Below are 5,052 nucleotides of genomic sequence, written 5' to 3' on the forward strand. Positions count from 1 at the left end.
CACCCCGGGTCTGGCGGATCGTGGGCCTGCGGCGGTCAGCCACCGCCCAGGTAGCTCGCGAGGATCAGTCCCCGGTCCTCGGCGAGTTCGCGAGCGGGCCGTTCGATGGTGACCTCACCGTGGGACAGCACGTACCCCCGGTCGGCGATCTCCAGCGCCAGCTCGATGTGCTGTTCGACCAGCAGGACACCGCAGCCCGTGTCGTCGGCGAACTTCCGGATGACGGGAAGCAGTTGCTCCACGATCACCGGGGCCAGGCCGAGGCTCAGCTCGTCCAGCAGGAGCAGCCTGGGACGACGGGCGAGTGCCCGGCCGACGGCGAGCATCTGCTGTTCGCCGCCGGAGAGCAGTCCCGCACGCCGGTTCTTGAGCCGGGTCAGCGCCGGGAAGCGCTCGTAGACCTCGTCCGGGTCGAGATGTTCGCTCCGGTGGCCCAGTCGCAGGTGTTCGGCGACGGTGAGTCCCGCGAACACTCCGCGGCCCTCGGGGACATGGGCGATCCTCTGTTTCGCCCGGGCGCTCGGCGTGGCCTTCCCCAGCGGCTCACCTCCCACGGCGATGGTTCCGCTGAGGGGGCGGATCAGCCCGGAGACCGCCTTGAGCGTGGTGGTCTTGCCCGCGCCGTTGGCTCCGAGCAGGGCCACGACCTCGCCGCGTCCGATGGTGATGTGCACGTCTCTGACGACGGCGACACCGTCGTAGCCGGCGGTGAGGCCGTCGATGTGCAGAATGGGGTCGCTCATGATGCCTCCTGCTGTGCCGGGGCCGCCGCGCCACCGAGGTAGGCGGCGATCACTTTGGGGTCCTCCCGTACCTGGTCCGGCGGACCAGAGGCGATGACCTTGCCGAAGTCCAGCACCACGACGGTGTCGCAGACGTCGAGGATGAGGGCCATGTCGTGGTCGACCAGCAGCATTCCGGTGCCCGCGTCGACGACGGCACGCAGCCGCCGTCCCAGCCGGATGCTCTCCTCGCTGTCCAGACCGGCCGCCGGCTCGTCCAGGCAGAGGACGCGGGGCCGGCCGGCCAGAGCACGGGCGACGCCCACCAGCTTGCGTTCGCCCTGGGACAGGTCGACGGCCTGAGTGTCGGCGCGCTGGTCGAGGCCCACGACGGACAGTGCCTCGTGGATGTCGTCTCCAAGACCCGTGGGTCTGGTGAAGGTCTCCCGCCAGGTAGCCGCCCACCCTGAGCGCTGGGCGGTGGCCACGGCCACGTTCTCCGCGACGCTGAGTCCGTCGAACAGCTCGATGCTCTGCCAGGTCCGTGCGAGTCCGTGCCGTACCCGGGCGTGGGGGCGCAGCCGGCTGAGGTCCGTGCCGGTCAGTTCCACCCGTCCATCGTGTCGGGCGAAGCCGGTCACTGCGTCGATGAAGGTGGTCTTGCCCGCCCCGTTCGGACCGATGAGTCCTACGAGCTGACCCTCGGCGACGTCGAGGTCGACGCCCGACAGGGCGTGGACGCCTCCGTAGCTGACGCTGAGGCCGTGTACCGACAGCCCGTTCATCCGGTCACCCCCGCTGTGTGTGGTGCCGGACCGTCAGCCGGTGCCGGACCGCTGTCCGAGTCGGGTGGTGCCGCCCGGCGCAGACGCCTGTTGTGCTTGCTGCGGTGGCGTGCTCCCGCCACCCCGTCCGGGTTCATGACCAGGGTGATGATCAGGGAGACCCCGGCGAACAGCAGGGCCCAGGTGCCGCTGATCCCGACCCACTCCTGCAGGGCGTGCGGGATCAGCGCCTCGGTGGAGAGCAGTCCGGCGAACACCGCGCCCGAGACCATGGTGATCCCTCCGACATAGGCGAAGGCCAGGAGCCCGAGGGAGGCCAGCGCGGTGAAGCGGCCGGCGCTCACCGACGAGAAGTTGTAGGCGTAGAGCGTGCCCGCGGTCGCCGCGGTGAACGAGCTGATGGCGAACGCCGCGACCTTCACGTTGCGGACGTTGATCCCGGCCGCCGCCGCCGCGCGCTCGTTCGAACGCACGGCGAGCATCTGGCGGCCGAGCGAGGTGCGTCGCAGGTTCGCCACGTACAGGCCGATCGCGACCGTGACGGCCAGGACCAGGAAGCCGAACACCGGGCTGGGCTCGGAGCCGTCCAGACCGCGGAAGGAGGCGTCCGTGCCGAGTGAGATGCCGAAGACCTGCGGGGAGGGGACCTGGACACCGCCCAGGCCGCCGAAAGAGGAGTTGGCGAACAGCGCCTGTTCCATGGCCAGAGCAGCGGCCAGGGTGACCACGGCGAGGCTCACCCCGCGGACTCGCAGGGCCGACACTCCGATGGCCACGCCGAGCGCGGTCGCCACGACCACAGCGATCAACGGGCCGAAGGGGAAGGGGATATGGGCACCGGCGGTGAGATGGGAGAGCAGGAAGCCCGCCGTGCCGGAGAGGGCGAGCTGCACGACCGAGATCTGTCCGACATAGCCGGTGATCACGATGATGGACATGACGATCACGGCGCCGATCAGGGAGTTGGTCAGCGCCTGGCGGAAGTCGAACGGGAAGAGGACCAGCGCGACGACGCAGACGGCCGCGGACATCAACGCCGTCCGCAGGAGCCGTTCGGGAAGCGGTACGGCCGGCAGGCGCTGCTGTACGGCGTCGCCGCGTCCGGGCATCTCGGCCCCGCGCAGGAACAGCGCGATGGTCATGCAGGCGAAGACGAGGAGCTGCTGTACGCCGGGCATCGCGTTGCCGTCGTCGGTGGGGAACCAGCTCTGCGTCGACAGGTAGGAGAGCACCGACTGGAGTACACCGATGAGCAGGCCCGCCGTGGACGCGATGCCGAGAGACGTGAACCGGGCGAACAGCGCGGCTGCCAGCGCCGGCACGATCTGCAACGGCAGTGTGGTGGAGTCGAGTTGGACGATGGGGGCGGCCAGCACTCCGATCCCGCCCGCGACGACGCTGGCGATCAGCGTGCCGGCCAGGGAGAGTTCCTTCGTCGACAGGCCGGCGAGCAGAGCGGCCTGCTCGTTCTCCGATGCGGCCCGGGTGGCCAGGCCGAAGCGGGTCCACCGGTAGAGCGCGGCCAGCAGAAGCGTCAGGGCGACGACCACCCCGGCCAGGATGAAACGGTCGACCGGAATGATCGCCCCGAGAACGGTCACGGCCTGGTCGGTCAGCAGGCTCGGCATCTGCTGGGGCTCGGTGCCGAACCCGAGCAGCACGGCGGCCTGCGCCGTCAGCAGCAGCCCGAGTGAGGCGGCGAGCTTGGCCAGCGGAGGCGCGTTGCGCAGGGGCCGGAACGCGAGGTACTCGCTGAGCAGACCGGCGACCGCGGCGGCCACAAGGGCTCCGGCCAGCGAGAGGGCCGGACCCATGGAGACGCCGAAGTGGTCGGACCTGAGCGCCCAGAAGGCGTAGCCGGCCAGCATCGCCACCGCTCCGGTGGCGAGGTTGATCGTGCCGGACCCGCGGTAGGTGACAACCACACCGAGGGCCATTCCGGCGATGAGGGCGCCCTGTCCAAGTCCTAGCAGGGTGAAGAGCAGCAACTGATCCATGGACTGTGTCCGTTCGTTCGTGGGGCCTGATCAGGCCGGGGGACGCAGCCAGCCGGTGAGCGCGGTGAAGACGCCCTTGCCCTTGTACTGGTAGAAGCGGGCCTGGTCGTTGCAGACGGCGGGCGAGTCGGAGTACTTGCCGCACTCCACCTTCGGCGCGCCCATCACCACGGGGCCCTGGAACTTGGCGAGCTGGGCACCGACGGTGGCGGGGGTGATCTTGTCCGCGCCGACCTCGTTCATGACCTTCGCGTAGGCCAGCACGGTGCTCCAGGAAGTGGCGGCCCAGACCTTGCTCTGGTCCGCCTTGTCCAGCCCTGCTTCGGACGAGGCCTTGAGGTACGCCTGTACGTCGGGCGCCGTGTTGTCGGCAGGCAGGGTCTGGGCCACTCCGTACGTCCATGCGGGCAGGTCACCGCCGAGGCCCTGGGCCACGTCGGGCGACAGGCAGACCGGCGTGGAGACGACCGGCTTGGTGCTGCCCAGTTGCTTGAGCGCCTTGGCGATGCCGACGCAGCCCTGGCCGGCGGAGATCGGCACGATCATGTCGGCGCTCTGGCCGCCGGCCGCGGTGACCGGGCCGAGCAGGTCCGTCGCCTGGGCGTCGAAGCCCACGGACTTCACCTTGATGCCGGCCGACTCCATCGCCTTGCGGGCCGCCTCCGCCGCGATCTTGTCCGGTGGTGTGTTGGTGTGGAGGATCGCGGCCGTCTTGGCGTGCAGGGCGTCGCGGCCGTACGACCCCCAGGGACCCCACACGTGGGACAGGTCGCCGAAGATGATGAAGGTGTCCTTGGCTGTCGGCACCGAAGGGCCGGTGGCCACGCTGACCAGGACGGGCTTCTTGCCTTTGAGTACGGAGTTGAAGGACTGGTCACCGACGAAGACGTTCCCGAAGGCGACGGCCGACACGGCGGACTCGTTGAGCATCTCCTGCCCGCACCGTTGCCCCTCTTCCTCGGCCGTCGCGATCTTGCAGACCTGGAGGGCAAGCGGGTGGCCGCCGATCCCGCCGAGCTCCTTGTTGATGTAGTCCACGGCGGCCTGGGCGCCCTTGGTCGCCTCGGGCGCGCCGTTGGCGGTGCCCTCGACGTTCACCCAGCCGATGGTGACGGGCGGCTGATCCTTGTTCGCGGCACCGGCCTTGCCTCCCACGTAGGCGAGGTAGTCGGTCACACCGTTCTCCACGGCGTCACCCTTCGCGGCGCCGGTGGCGGCGGGCGCGGAGGCACCAGACGCGGCGGAGTTGCCGTTGCCGGAGGTGCCGGCACATGCCGAGGTCAACAGAACCGCCCCCACCACCGGTGCGAGCCAGCGCCGGTCGATTCTCGGCACTCTGGTGAACTGACGTGATGTCGGGCCCATGGCGGTCCTCCTTGGGACAGCGTGAGGAGCCCTGCACGGCTCCTTCACCGGATATGCGGCGGAGTCTAAGGAGTTATCGAATTCAGGAGGAACGCGACGGGGAGCGTGAATTTCGGGGAGTAATGGCGCGCTTCGACTACGTCATATGTCCCGTCGTCGTAGCCGGAGCACGCAAAGGAGCGG

4 protein-coding genes are annotated in these 5,052 nt (G+C 69.6%); all 4 read right to left on the bottom strand.

What is annotated here, in order from left to right; all coding sequences use genetic code 11:
* Positions 1 to 35: 35 nt before the first annotated feature.
* Genes STRTUCAR8_RS28405 through STRTUCAR8_RS28420 form a run of 4 tightly spaced genes read right to left on the bottom strand, consistent with a single transcriptional unit; the run spans position 36 to position 4,869 of the window.
* Complete coding sequence (locus tag STRTUCAR8_RS28405) at positions 36 to 743, bottom strand: ABC transporter ATP-binding protein (RefSeq protein ID WP_006379535.1); 708 nt, start codon at positions 741 to 743, stop codon at positions 36 to 38.
* Positions 740 to 1,507, bottom strand: a complete 768-nt coding sequence (locus STRTUCAR8_RS50350; RefSeq protein ID WP_006379534.1) for an ABC transporter ATP-binding protein — start codon at positions 1,505 to 1,507, stop codon at positions 740 to 742. Before STRTUCAR8_RS50350 ends, STRTUCAR8_RS28405 begins: the two co-directional genes overlap by 4 nt.
* Positions 1,504 to 3,504 (bottom strand): ABC transporter permease, encoded by a 2,001-nt coding sequence (locus STRTUCAR8_RS28415; RefSeq protein ID WP_006379531.1) that lies wholly within the window; start codon positions 3,502 to 3,504, stop codon positions 1,504 to 1,506. The genes STRTUCAR8_RS50350 and STRTUCAR8_RS28415 overlap by 4 nt, the downstream gene beginning before the upstream one ends.
* A 30-nt stretch (positions 3,505 to 3,534) precedes the next feature.
* On the bottom strand, positions 3,535 to 4,869 hold the full coding sequence (locus tag STRTUCAR8_RS28420) for an ABC transporter substrate-binding protein (protein ID WP_006379533.1): 1,335 nt from the start codon (positions 4,867 to 4,869) through the stop codon (positions 3,535 to 3,537).
* Between the last annotated feature and the right edge of the window lie 183 nt (positions 4,870 to 5,052).

The sequence above is a fragment of the Streptomyces turgidiscabies Car8 genome (assembly GCF_000331005.1).
GTDB classification, from domain to species: domain Bacteria; phylum Actinomycetota; class Actinomycetes; order Streptomycetales; family Streptomycetaceae; genus Streptomyces; species Streptomyces turgidiscabies.

Bases quoted from the DNA above. Each gene is read 5' to 3' on its own strand.
- STRTUCAR8_RS28405 (WP_006379535.1), bottom strand. From the start codon at position 743: ATGAGCGACCCCATTCTGCACATCGACGGCCTCACCGCCGGCTACGAC.
- STRTUCAR8_RS50350 (WP_006379534.1), bottom strand. From the start codon at position 1,507: ATGAACGGGCTGTCGGTACACGGCCTCAGCGTCAGCTACGGAGGCGTC.
- STRTUCAR8_RS28415 (WP_006379531.1), bottom strand. From the start codon at position 3,504: ATGGATCAGTTGCTGCTCTTCACCCTGCTAGGACTTGGACAGGGCGCC.
- STRTUCAR8_RS28420 (WP_006379533.1), bottom strand. From the start codon at position 4,869: ATGGGCCCGACATCACGTCAGTTCACCAGAGTGCCGAGAATCGACCGG.